17 protein-coding genes are annotated in these 21,681 nt (G+C 71.0%); 12 read left to right on the top strand and 5 right to left on the bottom strand.

Annotated features, from left to right (window positions below; translation table 11 throughout):
• Positions 1 to 10 precede the first annotated feature (10 nt).
• Positions 11 to 1,621, bottom strand: a complete 1,611-nt coding sequence (locus ACFVDI_RS22425; protein ID WP_378910427.1) for an amidohydrolase family protein — start codon at positions 1,619 to 1,621, stop codon at positions 11 to 13.
• An 11-nt stretch (positions 1,622 to 1,632) separates the two neighbouring features.
• Complete coding sequence (locus ACFVDI_RS22420; protein WP_378910424.1) at positions 1,633 to 2,964, bottom strand: amino acid deaminase; 1,332 nt, start codon at positions 2,962 to 2,964, stop codon at positions 1,633 to 1,635.
• Between the two features lie 125 nt (positions 2,965 to 3,089).
• Here ACFVDI_RS22420 and ACFVDI_RS22415 point away from each other — a divergent pair, with 125 nt between their 5' ends.
• Genes ACFVDI_RS22415 through ACFVDI_RS22405 form a run of 3 tightly spaced genes read left to right on the top strand, consistent with a single transcriptional unit; the run spans position 3,090 to position 5,295 of the window.
• Positions 3,090 to 4,118 carry a sugar kinase gene (locus ACFVDI_RS22415; RefSeq protein ID WP_378910422.1) on the top strand — a complete coding sequence of 343 codons (1,029 nt, stop codon included), beginning with the start codon at positions 3,090 to 3,092 and terminating at the stop codon, positions 4,116 to 4,118.
• Positions 4,115 to 4,864, top strand: coding sequence for an IclR family transcriptional regulator (locus ACFVDI_RS22410; RefSeq protein WP_378910418.1), 750 nt, complete (start codon positions 4,115 to 4,117; stop codon positions 4,862 to 4,864). Before ACFVDI_RS22415 ends, ACFVDI_RS22410 begins: the two co-directional genes overlap by 4 nt.
• A 26-nt stretch (positions 4,865 to 4,890) precedes the next feature.
• On the top strand, positions 4,891 to 5,295 hold the full coding sequence (locus ACFVDI_RS22405) for a RidA family protein (protein ID WP_378910414.1): 405 nt from the start codon (positions 4,891 to 4,893) through the stop codon (positions 5,293 to 5,295).
• Here ACFVDI_RS22405 and ACFVDI_RS22400 read toward each other — a convergent pair.
• Entirely contained in the window at positions 5,292 to 7,442 is a 2,151-nt protein-coding gene (locus ACFVDI_RS22400) for an acyltransferase family protein (RefSeq protein ID WP_378910412.1), read from the bottom strand. The genes ACFVDI_RS22405 and ACFVDI_RS22400 overlap by 4 nt on opposite strands.
• 193 nt (positions 7,443 to 7,635) lie before the next feature.
• On the opposite strand from ACFVDI_RS22400, the gene ACFVDI_RS22395 reads away from it, so the two are divergent.
• Genes ACFVDI_RS22395 through ACFVDI_RS22385 form a run of 3 tightly spaced genes read left to right on the top strand, consistent with a single transcriptional unit; the run spans position 7,636 to position 10,774 of the window.
• Positions 7,636 to 8,757, top strand: coding sequence for a sugar ABC transporter substrate-binding protein (locus ACFVDI_RS22395; RefSeq protein WP_378910408.1), 1,122 nt, complete (start codon positions 7,636 to 7,638; stop codon positions 8,755 to 8,757).
• Complete coding sequence (locus ACFVDI_RS22390; RefSeq protein ID WP_378910406.1) at positions 8,754 to 9,503, top strand: ATP-binding cassette domain-containing protein; 750 nt, start codon at positions 8,754 to 8,756, stop codon at positions 9,501 to 9,503. Before ACFVDI_RS22395 ends, ACFVDI_RS22390 begins: the two co-directional genes overlap by 4 nt.
• Positions 9,500 to 10,774: a sugar ABC transporter permease gene (locus ACFVDI_RS22385; RefSeq protein WP_378910402.1), complete on the top strand. Its 1,275-nt coding sequence runs from the start codon at positions 9,500 to 9,502 to the stop codon at positions 10,772 to 10,774. Before ACFVDI_RS22390 ends, ACFVDI_RS22385 begins: the two co-directional genes overlap by 4 nt.
• 99 nt (positions 10,775 to 10,873) lie before the next feature.
• Here the strand turns inward: ACFVDI_RS22385 and ACFVDI_RS22380 are convergent, their stop codons facing one another.
• Positions 10,874 to 11,902, bottom strand: coding sequence for a LacI family DNA-binding transcriptional regulator (locus ACFVDI_RS22380; protein WP_378910398.1), 1,029 nt, complete (start codon positions 11,900 to 11,902; stop codon positions 10,874 to 10,876).
• A 159-nt stretch (positions 11,903 to 12,061) separates the two neighbouring features.
• Here ACFVDI_RS22380 and ACFVDI_RS22375 point away from each other — a divergent pair, with 159 nt between their 5' ends.
• The 4 genes from ACFVDI_RS22375 to ACFVDI_RS22360 are packed head-to-tail and all read left to right on the top strand — an operon-like array spanning position 12,062 to position 17,642.
• Positions 12,062 to 13,351, top strand: coding sequence for an ABC transporter substrate-binding protein (locus ACFVDI_RS22375; RefSeq protein WP_378910394.1), 1,290 nt, complete (start codon positions 12,062 to 12,064; stop codon positions 13,349 to 13,351).
• Positions 13,352 to 13,360: 9 nt separating this feature from the next.
• Positions 13,361 to 14,368 carry a carbohydrate ABC transporter permease gene (locus ACFVDI_RS22370; RefSeq protein WP_378910391.1) on the top strand — a complete coding sequence of 336 codons (1,008 nt, stop codon included), beginning with the start codon at positions 13,361 to 13,363 and terminating at the stop codon, positions 14,366 to 14,368.
• Positions 14,365 to 15,216, top strand: a complete 852-nt coding sequence (locus ACFVDI_RS22365) for a carbohydrate ABC transporter permease (protein ID WP_378910387.1) — start codon at positions 14,365 to 14,367, stop codon at positions 15,214 to 15,216. The genes ACFVDI_RS22370 and ACFVDI_RS22365 overlap by 4 nt, the downstream gene beginning before the upstream one ends.
• Before the next feature lie 26 nt (positions 15,217 to 15,242).
• Entirely contained in the window at positions 15,243 to 17,642 is a 2,400-nt protein-coding gene (locus ACFVDI_RS22360; RefSeq protein WP_378910383.1) for a beta-glucosidase, read from the top strand.
• 87 nt (positions 17,643 to 17,729) lie between these two features.
• Here the strand turns inward: ACFVDI_RS22360 and ACFVDI_RS22355 are convergent, their stop codons facing one another.
• Complete coding sequence (locus ACFVDI_RS22355; RefSeq protein ID WP_378910380.1) at positions 17,730 to 18,932, bottom strand: ROK family protein; 1,203 nt, start codon at positions 18,930 to 18,932, stop codon at positions 17,730 to 17,732.
• 139 nt (positions 18,933 to 19,071) lie between these two features.
• Between ACFVDI_RS22355 and xylA the strand changes: the two genes are divergently transcribed.
• Positions 19,072 to 20,226 (top strand): xylose isomerase, encoded by a 1,155-nt coding sequence (gene xylA / locus ACFVDI_RS22350; protein WP_378910378.1) that lies wholly within the window; start codon positions 19,072 to 19,074, stop codon positions 20,224 to 20,226.
• 10 nt (positions 20,227 to 20,236) lie between these two features.
• A complete protein-coding gene (gene xylB / locus ACFVDI_RS22345; protein WP_378910375.1) occupies positions 20,237 to 21,631 on the top strand; it encodes a xylulokinase in 1,395 nt (464 codons plus the stop codon).
• Positions 21,632 to 21,681 lie beyond the last annotated feature (50 nt).

Below are 21,681 nucleotides of genomic sequence, written 5' to 3'. Positions count from 1 at the left end.
GGGCTCTCGTTCATCGGGGTCGGGTCCCTTCCTCGGTCCGGCGCAGGGCCCGTCCGGGCAGCGCGCCGGTGCGGTGGCCGTCCTCGATGACGGCGGTGCCGTTGACCAGCACCCAGTCGATGCCGCGCGCCTGCTGCCGCGGCTCCTCGAAGGTGGCGGTGTCCTGGACGGTGTCGGGGTCGAGCAGCACCAGGTCGGCGGCGTACCCCTCACGGACGAGTCCGCGCTCGTGGAGCTTCAGCCGGGAGGCCGGGCGCCCGGTCAGGTGATGGACGCAGTCGACCAGGTCGAGCACGCCGAGGTCGCGTACGTAGCGGGCCAGGTAGCGGGGGAAGGTGCCCCACGCGCGCGGGTGCGGGCGCTCGCCGACGAGGATCGCGTCGCTGCCGCCGCAGTGGGTGCGGTGCCGCATGATCGTCTGCACGTTCTCCTCGTGGCCGACGTGCTGGAGGATCGTGGTGGCCATCCGGTCGCGGACGAGGAGATCGAAGAAGACGTCGGTGGCGACCTGGCCGGACTCATCGGCGATCTCGGCGACGGTGCGGCCGACGTGGCGCGACAGCTCAGGGTTGCGTACGCCGCTGATCTGGATCGTGCGCCAGTCGGTCACGCAGCCGTGGCAGCCGTCGGTGCCGACGTGGTCGAGCTCGTGGGCGATCCGGGCCCGGTCGGCCGGGTCGGCGATCCGGGCCAGCAGGGCGTCGGGGCCGCCGGAGGTCGACCAGCTGGGCAGCACCGCGCTGAGCGTGGTGGCGCCGGGGAGGTAGGGGTAGGTGTCGAGGGTGATGTCGACGCCCTCGGCCAGGCCGGCCTCGATGAGGTCGACGAGCTCACCGGCCCGCCCGCGGTTGGGCTCGAAGTTCATGGTCGCGTGGGTGAGGTGGAGGGCGCATCCGGAGGTGCGGGCGACCTCGATCATCTCGGCGTACGCCTCCAGCGCACCGGCGCCGTAGGACCGGTGGTGCGGGCTGTAGTAGCCGCCCACCTCGGCGACGACCCGGCACAGCGTGGCCAGCTCCTCGTCGTCGGCGAACATGCTCGGCGGGTAGGTCAGGCCGCTGCTCATCCCCACCGCGCCCTCCTCCAGCCCGACGCGAAGCAGCCGGGCCATCTCGGTGATCTCGGCCGGCGTCGCGGGCCGGTCGTTCGGGCCCACCACCATCAGCCGCAGCGTCCCCTGGGGCACCAGGTACGCCGCGTTGCACGCGATCCCGCGGTCGAGCCGGTCCAGGTAGCCGGCGACGGTGTCCCAGTCGAAGTCGAAGTCGTCCGGCTCGCCGTTCCAACCGGCGATCTGGCGGCGCAGGTGAGCCCGCGCGGTGGCGTCGGCAGGGGCGAAGGAGAGCCCGTCCTGCCCGACGACCTCGAGCGTGACGCCCTGGCTCACCTTGGCGGTGTGGTCGGGGTTGACCAGGATCTGCAGGTCCGAGTGGGCGTGCATGTCGATGAACCCCGGCGTCAGGGTCCGGCCGGCGGCGTCGACGGTGCGCCGCGCGGTCGGCACCGAGCCGTCGGTGTGGATGCCGGTGATCCGGCCCGCCTCGATGCTGACGTGGGCGGGGAAGGCCGGGGCGCCGGTGCCGTCGACGACGGTCGCGTCCCGGATGAGCAGGTCGGTCATGGTCGGTCCTCTCAGAACCAGGTGCGCACGAGGTCGACGACGACCGGGTCGTCGGCGTCGGCGTCGTCGAGGACCGGGATGAGGCCCCACTTGTCGAAGGCCGTGCAGGGGTGCGAGAGCCCGAGGCGGAGCTCGTCGCCGATCGCGACGGGCGCCTCGGCGGCGGGATCCCAGCGGAGGAAGCCGTGCTGGTCGTTGAGCGCGGTCACCTCGACGCCGGTCAGGGGCGTCGCGGGGGAGCCGGTCGTCCGGGCACGTAGGAGCTGAGCCTCGGGGAGACCCTCGTCGAAGGGCAGGTCGCGCTTGCCTGCGTCGAAGAGCGCGAGCCCCGGCTCGGGCTGGGAGCTGATTCGCACCCATCCGTGCATGGCGCTGCGCAGGCCGGGGCCGCTGGTGCGGGGCGCGTTCCCCAGCGGCGAGATGCCGCGGTAGAAGCCGTCGTCGTGGGTGATGTAGGCGCCGCTGCGCAGCACCACCCGCGCTTCCTCGCCCGTCACGAGCGGTGCGAGCGAGTCGGCGACCTGCTCGAAGTAGGCGCTGCCGCCGGCACTGACGACCGGGCTCCGGTCGCCGGGGAGCAGGCCGGAGATCCGCCGATGGAGCGAGACCAGGCTGTCGACGTAGGTGTGCACGACCTCGAGCGCGGCCTCGTCGGTCGTGTGCGCCAGGGCGCCCTCATAGCCGGTGACGCCGGCGAGCTGCAGGTGGGGTGAGGCCGCGACGGCCTCGGCGACGGCTACGGCGGTCTCCTCGTCGCGGGCGCCGGTGCGACCGCCCGCGGCGCCGCGCTCGACGAGCACGCCGATCGCCTGTCGTGGCCCGGCCGCGGCGGCATGGGCCGCGAGCGCGTCGTGCATCAGGGCGACGGTGCGCGGCGAGTCGGCCCAGACCAGGATCTCGAGCTCCGGGTCCTCGGTGAGCTGGTCCGCGATCCAGCGCAGCGCGAGCGGGGAGACGATCGCGTTGGCCACGATCACCCGGGAGACGCCGAAGGCGCGGGCGACGGCGAGCTGGGGGAGGTTCGCCACCGTGATCGCCCAGGCGCCGGCGGAGAGCTGCTCGGCCCACAGCTGCGGAGCCATGGTGGTCTTGCCGTGCGGTGCGAGGGCCATGCCTCGCTCTGCGCACCATGCCGCCAGCACGTCGCGGTTGTGGCTCAACGCGACCCGGGAGAGCGAGAGCAAAGGCGTGGGCAGCTGCGAGAGCCGGGGCGCCTCGTCGAGCACCTCGGCGACCGTACGTCCCCAGAGCGCGGGCGGGATCGCCTTGTGGCGCCAGCCGACCCGCTCCTCGCGCATCGCCGCGACGGCGGCCGGGTCGATGTGGGCTGCCGGGTGATCCATGGCCGATCCTTCCTGGTGTTGCGTATTTTGCAACGCGGATTGCGTAATTCGATTCGTTAGTTGTAGCATCGGTCACAGCGGCCGTCAACGGCGCGGCCAAGGACCAACAGGGAGGAGCCCCGTTCGTGGGCAGCAGCGGAGACGTGCGAGCGGTCTGTCTCGGGGAGGCGATGGTCGTCCTGCGACCGGAGGGCGACCAATCGCTGGCCGAGGCGGCGACGTTGCGTCGCTCGGTCGGGGGAGCGGAGGCCAATGTGGCCGGAGCCTTGGCGGCTCTCGGTGTGCGGACCGCCTGGGTGTCCCGGCTGGGCCGGGACCCGTTCGGCGACGTCGTGACCGACGACCTGACCGCGCGCGGCGTGGAGGTCCGGGCCGAGCGTGACCCGCAGCGGCCCACGGGGCTCTACGTGAAGGAGCCCGCGCCCGGTGGCAGCCGGATGCACTACTACCGTGCCGGTTCCGCGGCGGCCGCCATGGACGCCGGCCTGCTCGACGGGCCCGGGGTCGCGCAGGCGCTGGCCTCGGCCGAGGTCGTGCACACCTCCGGCATCACCGCCGGCATCCTCGAGGAGGGCTCTGCGCTGGTCGCCCGCCTGCTCGCGCTGCGCGAGGAGCTCGGCTTCCGGCTCAGCGTCGACCTCAACTGGCGACCGGCCCTGTGGGCCCGCCGGGACGTCGCACCCTTGGTCGACCTGCTCCGCGCGGCGGACGTGGTGCTGCTCGGCGCCGACGAGGCCCGTGCTGCGCTCGGCGTGGACACCCCTCGCGACCTGCGGGAGCTCCTCGGCGACCGCCCCCTGCTCGTGATCAAGGCCGACTCGCACGCCGCCGGTGAGCACGACCCGGACGGGAGCGCCACCGAGGTCCCCGCTCTGCGGGTCGACGTGGTGGAGCCGGTCGGTGCGGGCGACGGGTTCGCGGCGGGCTATCTCGCGGCGCTCGTCGACGGGATCGGGCCGATCGGCCGGCTGCGCCAGGGTCACCTGGTGGCGGCGGGCGTGCTGGCCGCGACCGGCGACCATGCGGACCCTCCGACCGCCGACGTACGTGCGCGGCTTCTCGTGTGCTCCCAGGACGAGTGGGCGGCGACCCGGGTGAGCGCATCCGGCATCGACTCCCCGGCGCTCGAGACCACTGCGGAGGGTGCCCGATGAGCCAGAGTCTGTCCCGCGCGCTCCAGATCCTCATCGAGCTCGGTGAGGGCGAGCGGTCTCTCGACCAGGTGGCCGCCAGTCTCGGCGTCCACAAGACCACCGCGATGCGGCTGCTGCACACGTTGGAGGCGGACCGGTTCGTACGCCGTGACGACCGCCAGCGCTACCACCTCGGCTCGCGGCTGTTCGCGCTCGGCACGATGGCCCTCGCCCAGCACGCGATCCGCGACGTGGCCCAACCGCACCTGACGCGGCTCGCGGCGGAGACGGGCGGCCAGGCCGTCCACCTGGCTGCGTACGAGAACGGCGCAGCCATCTATCTCGCCAAGGTCGAGAGCACGCACTCGGTGCGGATGTACTCCCGCGTGGGACTGCCCGCCGCCCTGCACGCGACCGCCGTCGGCAAGGTGCTCGTCTCCGGCCTCCCGCCGGGCGAGCAGGAGGCCGTGATCGCGGGCATCGACTTCCGCCCGTTCACGAGCCGCACCATCGCCGACGCCGCGGGCTACCGCGAGGTGCTCGCCCGCACGCGCGAGCAGGGCTGGGCGGAGGACGCCGCGGAGCACGAGGACTTCATCAACTGCGTCGGGGCGCCCGTACGCGACGAGGCCGGGCGGGTCGTCGCCGCGGTCTCCGTCTCCGTGCCCGACGTCATCCTGCCCCGCGAGGGGGTGCGTGCCCTGGTGCCGCAGCTCCTCGCGGCGACCGAAGCGATCTCCGCCGACTGGGCCGGCCGGAGCGCATGAGAAACACCCCGAGAGGAAACCAACCGATGTCCGACGTCCGCATCTCCACCGACCAGGCCCCGGCCCCCGCGCACACCTTCTCCCAGGGTGTCGTCCGCGGCGGCCTGATCCAGGTCTCCGGCCAGGGTCCGGTCGACCCCGCCACCAACGAATACCTGTTCCCCGGTGACGTGAAGGCCCAGACCGTGCGCACCCTGCAGAACGTGGAGGCGATCCTGGCCGCCGCCGGTGCGGGGTTCGAGGACGTGCTGATGCTCCGGGTCTACCTCGCGACCCGCGACGACTTCGCGGCGATGAACGAGGCCTACGGTGAGTTCATCGGCTCGCGGGTCGCCGAGGGCGGCATCCTCCCGTGCCGTACCACCGTGATGACCGGTCTGCCGCGCGAGGAGATGTTGGTCGAGATCGACGCCCTGGCCGTGGCCCGTTAGCCGATGACCCCGGCCAGCTCCCGGCCCAGGTAGGGAGCCAGCGTGCGGGCGTAGCGCGAGGTGATGTGGTTGCCGTCGCGGTAGACGATGACGTTGCCGATCACCGCCGGGCAGATCCTGTCCTCACAGAACAGGTGGGTCAGGTCGACCAGGTGTGCGTTCGGGTCGCGGGCGACCGCGTCGCGGTGCGGGTCCTCGACGACCACGTCCGTGCGCGGACGCCCGCACGCCTCGCCCGCGGTCTCGGGGGAGTGCCGCTGGATGCAGCCCAGCGTCGTGCGGAGATAGGCGGCGGTGTCGGGCTCGAACATCGGGTTGTCGACGAGCGCGATCACCGGGACGTCCTTCGAGGGCCGGTGGCTCCACGCCTCGACCAGGCCGTTGACCGTGGACTCGTAGGGCGTCTCCCCGCCCAGCGGCTGGGTCGTCTTGCGGGCGGAATGGGTGACGATGATCGCGTCGAGGTCCTTCTGCCCGGGTGCGTGCAGATAGGTCTCGAGCTGCCGGTTCCACTCCGCGCAGGCTTGGCGGTTGTCGGCGACGTTGCGGCCGAGCGGACGGGCGTTCCAGTGGCAGGCGGCGCGCGAGGCGACGTCGATGCGCCAGTTGCGCTGCTTGCCGATCAGGTCGAGCGCACCCACCGGGGCGACGGCATGGGAGTCGCCGACCATCAACAGTCGTTTCTGGTAGCCCTCGACGGCACCGTTCGGGCAGGCGCTGAACCTCACCGGGCGCTCTTCGAAGGACCAGCACTGGCTGCGATTGTCGTCGTCCTCGCCGATGGCGGCCACCGCGGGGATCAGCTCGCCGCGCAGGTCCGGGTTACGGCACGACCCGCCCGCGGACGCCGCTGCCATCGCTGCGGCGCCGAGGCACTCGGTCGTGTAGGGGTCGGCGGTGGCGAGCCGGGCTGCTGCCGCGATCGCCCGGTCCTCGGAGTGGCTGATCGCGGTCAGGCCGCTCCAGCCCGCGCCGACGGCGACCGCGAGAGCAGCCAGGGTGGCGACCAGGGCACGCGGCCCGCCGGGCTCGATGACGTACGTCTGGACCTGGCGGGTCACCAGCCGGTTGGTCGCCCAGGCGAGCAGGGTCGAGACGGCCAGCACGCCCGCGGCCGAGACGAGGGTGAGGCGCTCGCCGCCGGTGTAGTAGAGCCAGGCGATCAGCAGCGGCCAGTGCCACAGGTAGAGCTCGTAGGAGATGTCGGCCACGAACCGCAGCGGAGCGGTCTCCAGCAGCCGCCGCGGCCCGTGGGCGGACGATGTCGAGCCGACCATGACCAGCAGTGCTCCGGTGACCGGCCACAGCGCGAGCGGGCCCGGGAAGTGGTCCGCGCCGTCCATCACGAAACCGCAGGTCACAACCAGGATGAGACCGGTCCATGCGGCGTGCGGCTTGATCTTCTCGGGCAGGCTCAGGCGCCGCAGCGCGAGCGCGGTCAGGGCGCCGGCGGCGATCTCCCAGAAGCGGGTGACGGAGTTGAAGTAGGCCGCCGCCTGGTCGGCCCCGGAGACCTTCAGTGCGTAGAGGAAGGAGACGGCGAACGCGGCCGCGGTCAGCACGAACAGCACCCGCGCCAGGCCGATCCGGCCGCGTAGCACGAAGGCGAGCCCGACGACCACGAGCGGCCACAGCAGGAAGAACTGCCCCTGCACCGCGAGCGACCAGAAGTGCTGCACCGGCGTCGAGGACGGCCCCGCCGCGCCGTAGGAGAGCTGGCTGGCGATGAGCTCCCAGTTGAGCAGGTAGGTCGCGGCTGCGACGATCTCGCGGGTCGTCTGCGTCCACAGCGTCTGCGGGATGAAGGCCACCATCAGCGCGGCGGTCGCGGCCAGCACGATCAGGGCGGGAGCGGCGAGCCGCGCGAACGTACGTCCGTAGTGCTGACCCAGCTTCACCTGGCCGCGCTCGGCCCTGCCCACCAGTGACCGGGTGGCGAGGAAGCCGGAGATCACCAGGAAGACGTCGATGCCGCCGGAGACCCGGCCGTTGCCGAAGAGGTGGAAGGCGACCACCAGCGCCAGCGCGATGCCGCGCAGGCCGTGGATCTCGCTGATGTGTCCGGAGGGGTGCCCATATTTGGGGACCTTGGGTTCGCTGTGTGGCGGGGCGGCCGGGGGAGTGGGGAAATCCGAGAGGGCGGTCACGTGATCGCTGTTCTAGTGGATGTCGGCGGGATGGGAGCCGTCGCACCATAACGGGCAGTGGTGACGTGTGGGCGTACGGGCGTTGTCATTGCGCTGTCGAGATCTCCTCGAAACCGTTTCACATCGCCGCCGGAGGAGATAGGTTGCACCCCGACGTGACATAGATCACACCCAGGACTGAGGAGTTCGGACGATGAACACGCACAAGATCGGCCGCTTGATGGCGGTCGCCGCGGTCGCGACCCTGTCGACCGCATCGCTCGTGGCATGTGGTGGCTCGGATGACGACGGCGGCGACGCGGGTGGCTCGGGCGGCACCGACGTCGGGGTGATCCTCCCCGACGCGACCACGTCTCCCCGGTGGGAGTCCCAGGACCGGCCCAACCTCGAGAAGGCCTTCACCGACGCCGGCCTCGAGGCCACGATCCAGAACGCTCAGGGCGACACCGCCAAGTTCGGCCAGCTCTGCGACAGCATGATCAACGAGGGCGTCAAGGTCATCATCATCACCAACCTCGACTCCGAGTCGGGCGCGGCCTGCCTGAAGAAGGCTGCCGACGCAGGTGTGACGAGCATCGACTACGACCGGCTGACGCTCAACGGCGGCGCGTCCTACTACGTCTCCTTCGACAACGTGAAGGTCGGCGAGCTGATGGGCGCGGGCCTCGACGAGTGCATCACCGCCGCCGGCAAGAAGGGCGGCAACATCGTCTACGTCAACGGCGCGGCGACCGACAACAACGCGGCCCTGTTCAAGTCGGGCTACGAGAAGGCGCTCGAGGCGAAGATCGCCGACGGCACCTACAAGCTCGTCGGTGACCAGTCGGGCGAGTGGGACGCCACCAAGGCCGGGAAGGTCTTCGACCAGATGTACACCGCCAACGGTGGAAAGATCGACGGCGTGGTCTCGGCCAACGACACCATGGCCGGCGGCATCATCGCCCGGCTGAAGGCCAACAACGCCCAGGGCAAGATCCCGGTGACCGGCCAGGACGCCTCGGTCGAGGGTCTGCAGAACGTCCTGCAGGGCTTCCAGTGCGGCACCGTCTACAAGAACACCGCGCTCGAGGCCAAGGCGGCCGCCGACCTCGCGATCGCGCTGATCGAGGAGGACAAGGACGCCGCCGACGCCCTCGCCACCGGCACCGTCGAGGACACCGAGGCCGGCAAGGACGTTCCGTCGGTGCTCGCCGAGCCCGTCTGGGTCACCAAGGAGTCCGTCGTGACCGTCATCAAGGACGGTCAGGCCGATGCCGCCGAGGTGTGTGCGGGTGCGATCGCTGCCCTGTGCACCGAGAACGGCGTGCCTCAGTGAGTCCGCTGCTGGAGCTGCACGGCGTCGAGAAGTCCTTCGGCGCCGTGCAGGTCCTGCGCGGTGTGGACCTCTCGGTGCAGGCGGGCAGGGTGACGGCGCTCGTCGGTGACAACGGTGCCGGCAAGAGCACTCTGGTGAAGGGGATGGCCGGGATCCACCTCTTCGACGCCGGCGACTACCTCTTCGAGGGCGAGCCGGTGAAGGTGACCAGCCCGAAGGACGCCGCCGCGCTCGGGATCGAGGTCGTCTACCAGGACCTCGCGCTGTGCGACAACCTCGACGTGGTCCACAACATGTTCCTCGGCCGGGAGATGAAGCGCCTCCGGCTGGTTGACGAGGACACCATGGAGCAGCGTGCTCGCGAGACGCTCGACGGTCTCTCGGTGCGTACGCTGAAGTCGGTGCGTACGCCGGTCGCCTCCCTCTCCGGCGGCCAGCGACAGACGGTGGCGATCGCCCGGGCCGTGCTGTGGAACTCCAAGCTGGTCATCCTCGACGAGCCGACCGCGGCCCTCGGGGTGGCGCAGACCGAGCAGGTGCTCCGGCTGGTGCGGCGCCTGGCCGACCGGGGCCTCGGTGTCGTGCTGATCAGTCACAACCTCAACGACGTCTTCGAGGTCGCCGACGACATCGCCGTCCTTCACCTGGGGCGGATGGTCGGCCAGATCGAGGCCGCCTCCACCACGCGTGGGCGGGTCGTGGAGGCGATCACCACCGGTGTGGTTCCCGAAGGAGGTGCTGCATGAGTGCGGATGTGGACGACCGGCCGGTGACCGATCCGGCGTCGCCGGACCCGATGCCCGACAACTCGCTGGGCGGGATCCTCCGCGCCTACCTGGCCAAGCTCAGGGGCGGCGAGGTCGGCTCGCTGCCGGCGGTGCTGGGTCTGATCGCGCTGGTCGTGGTCTTCTCGGCGCTGCGTCCCGAGCAGTTCACCAACTCGTTCAACTTCGCCAACCTGATCGGCCAGTCGGCCGGGGTGACGGTGCTCGCCATGGGTCTGGTCTTCGTGCTGCTGCTCGGCGAGATCGACCTGTCGGCCGGGTTCGCGGGCGGCACCTGCGCCGGCGTGCTCGGCGTGTTCCTGACCCGGCAGGAGTGGCCGCTTCTGCCGGCCCTGGTCGCGGCGCTGCTGACCGGTGCGGTCATCGGCCTGCTCATCGGGCTGCTGGTGGCCAGGCTCGGGATCCCGTCGTTCGTGGTCACCCTGGCCGCGTTCCTCGGCCTGCAGGGTGTGCTGCTGACGATGATCGGCGAGGGCGGGACGATTCCCTACCGCAACGACTTCATCAACGGCCTCAACAACTCCAACCTCCCGGTCTGGCTCGGCTGGACGCTCGGCATCGTCTGCATCGTGGGCTATGCGGTCTCGACGTACGTCACCGACGCCCGGCGCCGGGCCAAGAACCTCACCGTGCAGCCGATCCTGCTGTGGGCGCTGAAGACCGGGCTGCTGACGGTCGTGGTGCTCGTGGTGGTCGGCTACCTCTCCGTCGAGCGCAGCCGCAACCCGGCGCTGACCTCGCTCAAGGGGGTGCCGGTCGCGCTGCTGGTGATCGTCGGTCTGCTGATCGTGCTCACCTTCATGCTGACCCGCACCGCCTGGGGCCGGCACGTCTACGCGGTCGGCGGCAACGCCGAGGCGGCGCGGAGGGCGGGGATCAATGTGTTCCGGGTGCGTCTGTCGTGCTTCATCCTCTGCTCCACCATGGCGGCGATGGCTGGCATCATGATCGCCAGCCGTACCAACTCGGTGAACCCGAACACCGGTGGCGAGACGACCCTGCTGTACGCCGTGGGCGCCGCCGTCATCGGCGGCACCTCGCTCTTCGGCGGCAAGGGCCGGGTCATCGATGCCGTCATCGGTGGCACCGTTGTGGCAGTCATCGACAACGGCATGGGTCTGCTCGACCAGCCCCAGGGCACTGTCTGGATGGTCACCGGCCTGGTCCTTCTGGTCGCGGCCAGCGTCGACGCCATCTCCAGGCGCCGGGCCTCGGCCACAGGGCACGTGTAGCTGCGGCGTCGGTTCGTCTAGGTATGCAGAGGAAGCCGCGCTTCCCTGGCGGAATTCCGCTAGGGAAGCGCGGCTTTCGCTGCGTACCTAGACCAACATTCAGGCCGGCGGGGCGGTGCTGCTGCGCACGACCAGCTCTGCGGGCAGCCGCAGGTGGCGCTCGGTCTGCTTGCCCTCGAGCAGCTCGAGCAGGAGCTCCAGCGCGGCCCGGCCCATCTCGTGGAGCGGCTGGGCGACGGTGGTGAGCGGGGGAGTGGCGTCGCGGGCCTCGGGTACGTTGTCGAAGCCGATCACCGAGAGGTCCTCGGGCACGCGCAGACCGAGCGAGCCGGCGACCTCGATGACCTTGATGGCAGAGATGTCGTTGGCGGCGAAGATGGCGGTGGGCCGCTCGCCGGCCGGGAGCGAGAGCAGCTCGCGAGCCGGTGCCTCGGCGACCTCGGGGTGGTAGCCGCCCACCCGGATCAGGTCGGTGGAGACGCTCAGGCCAGCCTCGTGGAGAGCCTCGCGGTAGCCCTGCTCGCGCAGGGCGGCGGAGCGTAGGTCGGGGCGGCCGCCGAGGAAACCGATGCGCTGGTGGCCGAGGCCGATCAGGTGGTCGACGGCGAGCCGGGCGCCGGTGACGTTGTCGGCGTCGACGGTCATCGGGCCGTCGGGTCCGGTGTGCGGGTCGATCGCGACGACCGGGATCGTGGTCTCGTCGGTGATGATCATCGAGGGGGTCACCACGATCGCCCCGTCGATCAGGGTGTGGCCGAGGCGGGAGAGCGAGCGGCGCTCCCAGCCGGTGTGGTTGTGGGCGCCGCTACGGCCGGCGTGCGCCAAGAGCTCGTAGCCCGTGCCGTCCAGGGCCGCTGAGATGCCCTTGAGCAGCTCGGCGGAGTAGGGCTCGAACTCGGCCACGAGCACGCCGATGACGCCCGTCGACTTGCGGCGCAGGCTGGAGGCGATCAGGGACGACTGGTAGCCGAGCTGGTCGATGACCGCGAGAACCTTCTCGGCCGTCGCCTCGCTGACTCCGTAGCGCTCGTTGATCACCTTCGAGACCGTGGCCACCGAGACCCCTGCCTCCCGGGCCACGTCCGTGATGGTCACCCGTCGGGGGCGGGGCTGGTCGAGCGTACTCATGCCCCTGACAGTAGCCCACTCGGGGGATTGTCGATAACCATCTACGAAAACGTTATCGACAACGATTGACATCGGTGCCCGACAACCGCCATGCTCGACCCGACGATGTGGCGGCAGTCACATAACCCCATCCAGAGCTGTGACGAAGAAGGTCTCAAGATGTCGAGGAAGACACAGGCGCTCGCCGCGCTGTGCGCCGGATTGATGATTGCCGCCACCGGTTGTGGCGGCTCGGGCGACTCCGGTGGCGACGACAACACCATCACGTGGTGGCACAACTCCAACAACGACCCCGGCAAGGGGTACTACGAGCAGGTCGCGAAGGACTTCGAGAAGGCCAACCCCGGCGTCAAGGTCAAGGTCGAGGCCTTCGCGCACGAGGACATGCTCACCAAGCTCGACGCCGCGTTCCAGAGCGGAGACCCCGAGCAGATCCCGGACGTCTACATGGAGCGTGGCGGCGGCGAGCTCGCCGACCACGTCGAGGCGGGTCTGACCAAGGACCTGTCCGAGGACGCGGCCGAGGAGATCGACATGATCGGCGGCTCGGTCGCCGGCTGGCAGGTCGAGGACAAGACGTACGCACTGCCGTTCTCCATCGGAGTGGTCGGCTTCTGGTACAACAAGGAGCTCTTCGCGAAGGCCGGCATCACCGCCGCGCCGACGACGATGGAGGACTTCTACGACGCCGTCGACAAGCTCGAGGCCGCGAACATCCAGCCGGTCTCGGTCGGCGCCAAGGATGCCTGGCCGGCCGCGCACTACTACTACTGGACCACGGTCCGGGAGTGCTCGCAGGACGTGCTGACCGACGCGGTCAAGAGCCTCGACTTCTCCGACCCCTGCTTCGAGAAGGCCGGCGAGGACGTCGCCGACATCGTGGCCCAGAAGCCGTTCAACAACGGCTTCCTCTCCACCGGCGCCCAGGAGGGCCCGACCTCGGCCTCCGGCCTCCTCGCGACCGGCAAGGTCGCCATGGAGCTCGCCGGTCACTGGGAGCCCGGCGTGATGCAGGGCATCACCGAGGACAAGAAGGGCCTGGGGGACAAGACCGGCTGGTTCGCCTTCCCGCAGATCGAGGGTGGCCAGGGTGACCCGGCCGCGCAAATGGGCGGTGGCGACGCCTGGGCCGTCTCCGAGGGTGCCCCGGACGCCTCGGTCGACTTCGTCAAGCACCTCCTCTCCACCGAGGTCCAGACGGGCTTCGCGAAGAACGGGATGGGCCTGCCGACCAACCCCGACGCGACCGGCGCGCTGACCGACCCGGCCCTGGCCGACCTGATCAAGGTGCGCGACAGCGCTCCCTACGTCCAGCTCTACTTCGACACCGCCTTCGGCCAGGCCGTCGGCGGCGCCATGAACGACGCGATCGTCAACGTGTTCGCCGGCAAGGGCACGGGGGCCGACATCGTCACGGCCACCCAGGAAGCCGCGGACAAGGAAAAGTGAGCTGAGCCTGTGACACACGACGTGACCCAAGCCGCTCCCGCGGCGTCAGGGCACGCCACATCGGACGCCCGGCGTGCAGATGCTGTACGCCGGGCCTCCGGCGGTCCCAGGAGGACCGCACATCGTGGTGACGCCTGGCGCAAGCGCCTGGAGATCCTGGTCTTCGTAACCCCTGCGCTCGCGCTCATCGCGCTCTTCGTCGCCTGGCCCATCGTCACCGCGGTGCGCTTCTCGGTCTACGACTGGAAGGGCTTCGGCGACCTGACCGACTTCGTCGGCCTGGAGAACTATGTCGAGGTCCTCGGCGACGAGGTCTTCCGCAGTGCGGTCGGCCACAACATGGTGATCGTGGTGGGCTCGATCCTGCTCCAGCTCCCGCTGGGTGTGGCCATCGCCCTCCTGCTCAACCGCAAGATGCGCGGCCAGGGCCTGCTGCGCACGATCATCTTCGTGCCGTACGTGCTGGCCGAGGTCATCGCCGCGGTGGTCTGGCTCCAGCTGCTGCAGCCGCAGTACGGCTTCATCGACGCCTTCACCGCGCAGATCGGGCTCACCCCGCCCGAGCAGGGCTGGCTCGGCACTCCGGAGTACGCCCTGTGGATCGTGCTTCTCGTGCTGACCTGGAAGTACCTCGGCCTCGCCGTGCTGCTCTTCCTGGCCGGTATGCAGGGCGTCTCCGAGGAGCTCCACGAGGCCGCCCAGCTCGACGGCGCCTCCTGGTGGCAGACGCAGTGGCGGATCACCATCCCGCTGCTGGGGCCCACCATGCGTACCTGGGCCTTCCTGTCGATGATCGGCTCGATCCAGTGCTTCGACATGATCTGGGTGCTCACCCAGGGTGGCCCCGCGGACGCGACGGCCACCATGGCGACGTACCTCATCGACGAGGGCACCAAGCGCCACAACTACGGCATCGCGGGCGCTGCCTCGGTGATCCTGTTCGTCATCGCCTTCGCGATGGCGCTGGCCTACCAGGTCCTCATCCTGCGCCGCGACACCAAGGAGGACACGGTATGAGCGTCATGGCCGATCTCACCCCGCGCCGCCGCAGCGGCGGCGGCAACCTGTGGGTCTACCTGATCGCGCTGATCGTGGTCGCGATCACCGTCGGCCCGGTCCTCTACGGAGCGCTGGGCGGCTTCCGCACCAACGCCCAGCTCGCCGACAAGCCGGCCGGGCTGCCCGACCCATGGGTGTGGAGCAACTACGCCGGCGTGCTGAGCAACCCGTCGTTCTGGCGCTACGCGCTCAACTCGACGATGATCGCGGTCATCACCACGGTGGTGACCGTCGTGTTCGGGCTGATGGCGGCGTACCCGCTGGCTCGCTATCAGTTCCGCGGGCGCGAGGCGCTCTTCATGGTCTTCGTCCTCGGCCTGCTCTTCCCGGCGGCCGTGGCGATCATCCCGCTGTTCATCATCATCACCCGCAACCTGCAGATGGCGAACACCTGGTGGGGCGTCGCCCTGCCGCAGGCGGCGTTCGCGCTGCCGATGACGGTGGTCATCCTGCGGCCGTTCCTGATGGCGCTGCCCAAGGAGCTGGAGGAGGCGGCGCTGATGGACGGCGCCGGCCGGATCGGCGTGTTCTGGCGGGTCCTGATGCCGCTGTCGGCCCCCGGGATGATCACCGTCGGGGTGCTGGCCTTCGTGACCTCCTGGAACGCCTATCTGCTTCCGCTGCTGCTGCTCCAGGACAAGATGCGCACGCTTCCGCTCGGCGTCGCCGACTTCTCCACCGAGCACTCCGCCGACACCGCCGGCGTCCTCGCCTTCACCACCCTCGCGATGATCCCCGCCCTCGTGCTCTTCCTCGCCTTCCAGCGCCGCCTCGTCAGCGGTCTGCAGGGTGCGGTCAAGGGCTAGAACGGACACCTCCTGTGACTGAACCAATGACCGACGCACCTCTGCCTGCCTGGCCGCGGGTCTCCGAGCGGGTGCGCGACCTGCACGCGCGGATGACCTTGGCGGAGAAGCTCGCCCAGATCGTGGGCTACTGGCTCGACCGCGGCGGCGACGTCGTCGCGCCGATGGCCAACGAGATGAGTCGCGACATCGACGGCGACGGCCGGCGCCTCTCCGAGATCACGGCCCACGGCCTGGGCCACTACACCCGGGTGTACGGCACCCGGCCGGTCGATCCCGCCGAGCGTGCCGCGTGGCTGTGGGCCGAGCAGAGACGCCTGGTCTCGCAGACCCGGCTGGGGATCCCGGCCCTGGTCCACGAGGAGTGTCTCACCGGGCTGGCGGCCTGGAAGGCCGCGACCTTCCCGACGCCGCTGGCCTGGGGCGCGAGCTTCGATCCCGAGGCCGTCGAGGAGATGGCCGGGATGATTGGTGCCGACATGAGCGCCCTCGGTGTTCACCAGGGCCTCGCCCCGGTGCTCGACGTGATCCGCGACGCGCGCTGGGGCCGCTGCGAGGAGGCGATCGGCGAGGATCCCTATCTCGTCGGAACGGTCGCGACCGCGTACGTCCGCGGGCTGCAGTCCGCCGGCGTCCATGCCACGCTGAAGCACTTCGTCGCCTACTCGGGCTCGCGGGCCGGCCGCAACCACGCGCCCGTCTCCGCGGGACCCCGTGAGATCGCCGACATCTATCTGCCACCGTTCGAGATGGCGGTGCTGGATGGTGGAGCGAGGTCGGTGATGGCGTCCTACAACGACATCGACGGCGTGCCGCAGCACTCCTCGGTCGAGCACCTCACCACCCTGCTGCGTGAGACCTGGGGCTTCGACGGGGTCGTGGTCGCGGACTACTTCGGGGTGGCGTTCCTCGCGGTGATGCACGCGATCGCCGCCGACCGTGGGCGGGCCGCGGCGCTGGCCCTGGAGGCCGGTGTCGACGTGGAGCTGCCCAGCGGGGACGCCTATCTCGAGCCGCTCGCGGCGCTGATCCGCTCCGGGGAGGTGTCGGAGTCGCTCGTCGACCGGGCGGTGCTCCGGGCGCTGGCGCAGAAGGAGTCGCTCGGTCTGCTCGACCCGTCGTTCGTGACGGCTCTGGAGGAGGGAGCGCCGGAGTCGATCGACCTGGACTCGCCCGCCCATCGCGCGCTGGCCCGTCGGCTGGCCGAGGAGTCGGTGGTGCTGCTCAGCAACGACGGGGTCCTCCCGCTCGCAGGTGGCGCCGGCAAGGTGGCGGTCATCGGCCCCAACGCCGACCGTTCCGAGGCCCTGATGGGCTGCTACTCCTTCGTCAACCACGTGATGGCGAGCTATCCCGAGGAGCCTCTCGGCATCGAGCTGCCCACGATCGCCGAGGCGATCCGGGCCGAGCTCGGCGGCGCCTCGGTCGAGGTCGTGGCCGGGTGTGACGTCGAGGGCTCGGACCGCTCCGGTTTCCCGGCCGCCGTCTCAGCGGCTGCCGCTGCCGATGTGGCGATCGTCGTCGTCGGCGACCAGGCCGGGCTCTTCGGCCGAGGCACCGTGGGGGAGGGCAACGACTCCGAGTCGCTCGACCTTCCCGGGGTCCAGCGCGAGCTGGTCACCGAGATCGTCGCCACCGGCACGCCGGTCGTCCTCGTGGTCGTCACCGGCAGGCCGTACGCCATCGGCTGGGCGCTCGACGACGAGATCCGTCCGGCCGCGGTGCTGCAGGCGTTCTTCCCCGGCGAGGAGGGCGGACCGGCACTGGCGCGGGTCATCTCCGGCGCCGTCAACCCGTCGGGGCGGCTGCCGGTCTCGATGCCGAGGGTCTCCGGCACCCAGCCCTACAGCTACCTGCAGCCGCTGCTCGGTGGCCCCTCGGAGGTCACCGCCACCGACCCGACGCCGGCGCGGCCGTTCGGCTTCGGCCTCTCCTACACCACCTTCGGCCACAGCGGGCTCTCGGCCGACCGCTCGGTCGCGGCCGGGGACACTTTCGAGGCCGAGGTCACCGTCACCAACCTCGGTGACGTCCCCGGAGTGGACGTGGTCCAGCTCTACGGCCGAGACCTGCTGGCCTCGGTGGTCCGGCCGGTCTCGCAGCTGCTCGGCTACCAGCGGGTCGCGCTGGAGCCGGGCGAGTCAGCGGTGGTGCGCTTCGAGGTGCCCACGACGCGGCTGGCCTTCACCGACCGCAGCCTCACCCGCGTCGTCGAGCCCGGCGACATCGAGGTGTGGGTCGCGGCCTCGGCCGGGGAGAAGGTCGCCACCGCGGTCGCGGAGGGCATCGCCGAGCTCTCCGAGGTCGAGGCAGCCTCGGCCACCGCCGAGTCGGGCAGCGACAAGGTGCTGGTCACGATCACCGGCGAGGTCCACCGCATCGGCCCCGCCGACCCGCGGATCACGACCGCAACGGTCCTGAGATAGGCCGCAACCTGGTCCAGTCGGCCCGTCTTGACCGAGGTTCGTGTCGAGTCGGCCCGTCTTGACGGGCCGACTCGAACGGGCTTGGTGTCAAGATGGGCCGACTCGACGGGCAGGCTGTCGGGCGAGGTAGGCCGCGGGGTCGCCGATCACGCGGCGTACGACGGTCCCGGCCGCCCCGCGCACGGCGGCGTCGCTGCCCAGGCCCGAGACCAGCAGCCGCGGCGGCTCGGCGGCACCGCTGTGGTGGCTGATCGAGGCCGCCGTCGCCGTGGTGAGCCAGGGCGCGAGGGTCGCGAACGCGCCCCCGAGGACGATCGCCGCGGGGTCGAGGAGCTTGATCACCGAGGAGAGCGCGACCCCGAGGTGACGACCGGCGTCGGCCACGGCATCCAGCGCGGCCTGGTCGCCCGCCGCGCACGCCTGGGTGAGCTCGGCCATCGTGGCCAGCTGCGCTCGGGCGAGGATCTCCTGCTGCCCGGCCATCCGCTCCAGGCAGCCGTGGCCGCCGCAGGCGCACCGCGGGCCGTCGGGGGCGACGATGACGTGGCCGAGCTCGCCGGCACCGGCGTGCGCTCCACGGAAGACCTCGCCGCCGACCACGATGCCGCCACCGATGCCGATCTCGCCGGAGACGTGCACGAAGTCGCGCAGGGGCGCGCCCTCTTGCTCGTGACCGCCGAACCACATCTCGCCGAGAGCCGCGAGGTTGGCCTCGTTCTCCAGCTCGACGTCGAGCCCGGTCGCCTCGCCGACCGCGTCGGCGAGGTCGACCCGCGGCCAGCGCAGGTTGGGAGTGCGTACGACGGTGCCGCCGACGGCCAGGCCGGGCACCGCCACGCACGCCCCTGCCAGCGGCAGGCCCTGGGCGGCGGCGCTGGCGGCGGCGGTGCGGGCCACCTCGACGAGGTCGGCGACGACCTCGTCGACCTCGCGGTCGCGGTTGTCGCGGCGTACGACATGGTGATAGCGCGGCGCGCCGGTCAGATCCGTCACCATCGCGGCCAGGTAGTCGACATTGATCTCCAGACCGAGGCCGGCGGTGCCTCCGGGAGCGAGGCTGAGCGCCGTGGCGGGCCGCCCGCGCTCGGTCGCGGCCGGGCCGCTCTCGCCGATCAGGCCGGCGGAGATCAGGTCCGTCACCAGTCCGGAGACCGACGACTTCGTCAGGCCGGTGCGCGCCGCGACCCGGGCTCGCGAGACCGGGCCGGTGCGGGCGACCTCGCCGAGCACGAGCGCGAGATTGCTCGCCCGCATCCCGGCATGCTGGGAAGGCTCGCTTCGGACCGTCATGGATGGGATTAGACCAAGTTCTGAACTTGTGGTCAACCGAAGCGCATTTCCACGCGGAGCCGGTTGACAATGTGACGGCCATCGCGTTTCATCGGAGTTACATAGTCCGAGTCGTGAACTAAAGTGAGGAAGCAAGGCCATGACGGAGTACACCCCCACCCCGGACGACAAGTTCACCTTCGGTCTGTGGACCGTCGGCTGGAACGGTCAGGACGTGTTCGGATCGGCGAGCCGGCCGCACCTCGACGTCGCGCACTCGGTCCACAAGCTGGCCGAGCTGGGCGCCTACGGCATCACCTTCCACGACAACGACGTCTTCGCGATCGACGCGAGCGACGCCGAGCGCCAGGCGGAGATCGACAAGCTGAAGGCGGCCCTGGACGAGACCGGCCTCAAGGTGCCGATGGCCACGACCAACCTCTTCGGCCACCCGGTCTTCCGTGACGGCGGGTTCACCTCCAACGACCGTGAGGTGCGCCGCTACGCGATCGCCAAGGTCGCACGCAACATCGACCTCGCCGCGGAGCTCGGAGCCACGACGTACGTCATGTGGGGTGGCCGCGAGGGTGCGGAGTCCCACGCCGCGAAGGACATCGCGGCGGCGCTGGACCGATACCGCGAGGCGGTCAACCTGCTCGGCGACTACGTGACCGAGCAGGGCTACGACATCCGGTTCGCCATCGAGCCGAAGCCCAACGAGCCGCGCGGCGACATCCTGCTGCCGACCATCGGCCACGCGCTCGCCTTCATCAACAGCCTCGACCGCCCCGAGATGGTCGGCCTCAACCCGGAGGTCGGTCACGAGGAGATGGCGGGGCTCAACTTCGCCTCCGGCGTCGCCCAGGCGCTGTGGCACGGCAAGCTCTTCCACATCGACCTCAACGGCCAGCACGGGCCGCGCTTCGACCAGGACCTCCGCTTCGGTGCCGGCAACCTGCGCGGCGCGTTCAACCTGGTCGACCTGTTGGAGACCAAGGGCTACGAAGGCCCGCGCCACTTCGACTTCAAGCCGCCGCGCACCGAGGACGAGGAGGGCGTGTGGGCCTCCGCCGCGGGCTGCATGCGCAACTACCTCGTGCTGCGTGAGCGCGCCGCGGCGTTCCGGGCGGACCCGGAGGTCAAGGCCGCGCTCGAGGCATCCCAGGTCGCGGAGCTGTCCGTGCCGACCCTCGCCGAGGGCGAGACGCTCGAGGACATCCGCAAGGCGACCTACGACATCGAGGCGCTGGACCACGGCTACGCGTTCGAGCACCTCGACCAGCTGGCCATGGACCACCTGCTCGGGCTTCGTTAGGTTGCAGGGCATGTCGCTCGTCGCCGGGGTCGACTCCTCGACCCAGTCATGCAAGGTCGTCGTCCGCGACGCGGAGACCGGGGCGCTGGTGCGCTCCGGCTCCGCGCCCCACCCCGAGGGGACGGAGGTGGATCCGGCGGCGTGGTGGACCGCGCTCGAGGCGGCCGCCGAGGCAGCCGGTGGGCTCGACGACGTCTCCGCGGTCTCCGTCGGCGGCCAGCAGCACGGCATGGTGTGCCTGGACGAGGCCGGAGAGGTCGTACGTCCCGCCCTGCTGTGGAACGACACCCGCTCCGCCCCCGCGGCTGCTGCGCTCAACGGCGAGCTGGGTGCAGAGGCCTGGGCGGAGGCCGTCGGCTCGGTGCAGGTGGCCAGCTTCACCGCCACCAAGCTGCGCTGGCTGGCCGAGCACGAGCCCGACGCGGCGGCTCGGGTCGCGGCGGTGTGCCTGCCCCACGACTGGCTGACCTGGAAGCTCGCCGGTGCCCCGGGGCTGGCGGCGCTGCGTACGGACCGGAGCGACGCCAGCGGCACCGGCTACTACTCGGCGGTGACCGGCGAATACCGTCGCGACCTGCTCAAACGAGCGCTCGGGCGTGACGACGTCGTGCTGCCGGAGGTGCTCGCGCCGTCGGCGTCGGCGGGACGTACGTCGTCCGGGGCTCTCCTCGGGCCGGGCTGCGGTGACAACGCCGGCGCGGCGCTGGGCGTGGGTGCCCGACCCGGCGACGTGGTCGTCTCCATCGGCACCTCCGGGGTCGCCTGCGCGGTCTCGGAGACGCCGACCTCGGACGCCTCGGGGACCGTCGCGGGCTTCGCCGACGCCACCGGCCGCTACCTGCCGCTGGTCGCCACCCTCAACGCCGCGCGGGTCCTCGACGCGACCACCCGGTTGCTCGGGGTCGGCCACGAGGAGCTCTCCCGGCTGGCGCTCCAGGCGCCCTCGGGCTCCGGCGGCCTCGTCCTGGTGCCCTACCTCGAGGGCGAGCGCACGCCGGACCGGCCCTCGGCCCGAGGTGTGATCCACGGTCTCACCCTCGCGACCGCCGAGCCCGCCCACCTGGCGCGCGCCGCCGTCGAGGGCCTGCTGTGCGGCCTCGCCGACGGCATCGACGCGCTCAAGGCGCAGGGTGTCGCGGTCAACCGCGTCCTCCTCGTCGGCGGCGGTGCCCGCTCCGAGGCCGTACGCCACCTGGCCCCCGTCGTCCTCGGCCACCCGGTCCTCGTCCCCGAGCCGGGGGAGTACGTCGCCGACGGCGCCGCCCGCCAGGCCGCCTGGACCCTCCTCGGCGGCGACGAGCCGCCGTCGTGGGAGCTCGCCGGCACCGAGACGTACGAGGCCGACCCCGACCCCGCCGTCCGCGCCCGCTACGCAGAGGTCCGTGACCTGACCGAAGGGACCTAGCCGAGTCTGCAGAAATGGTGGCCGAGTCGGTCGTTGTGGCGACCACGACC

This window comes from Nocardioides sp. NPDC057767, from assembly GCF_042798275.1.
In the GTDB taxonomy this organism is placed as follows: Bacteria; Actinomycetota; Actinomycetes; order Propionibacteriales; family Nocardioidaceae; genus Nocardioides.
The sequence above is the reverse complement of the archived record's forward strand: the minus strand, read 5'-3'. Positions and strand labels throughout refer to the sequence as shown.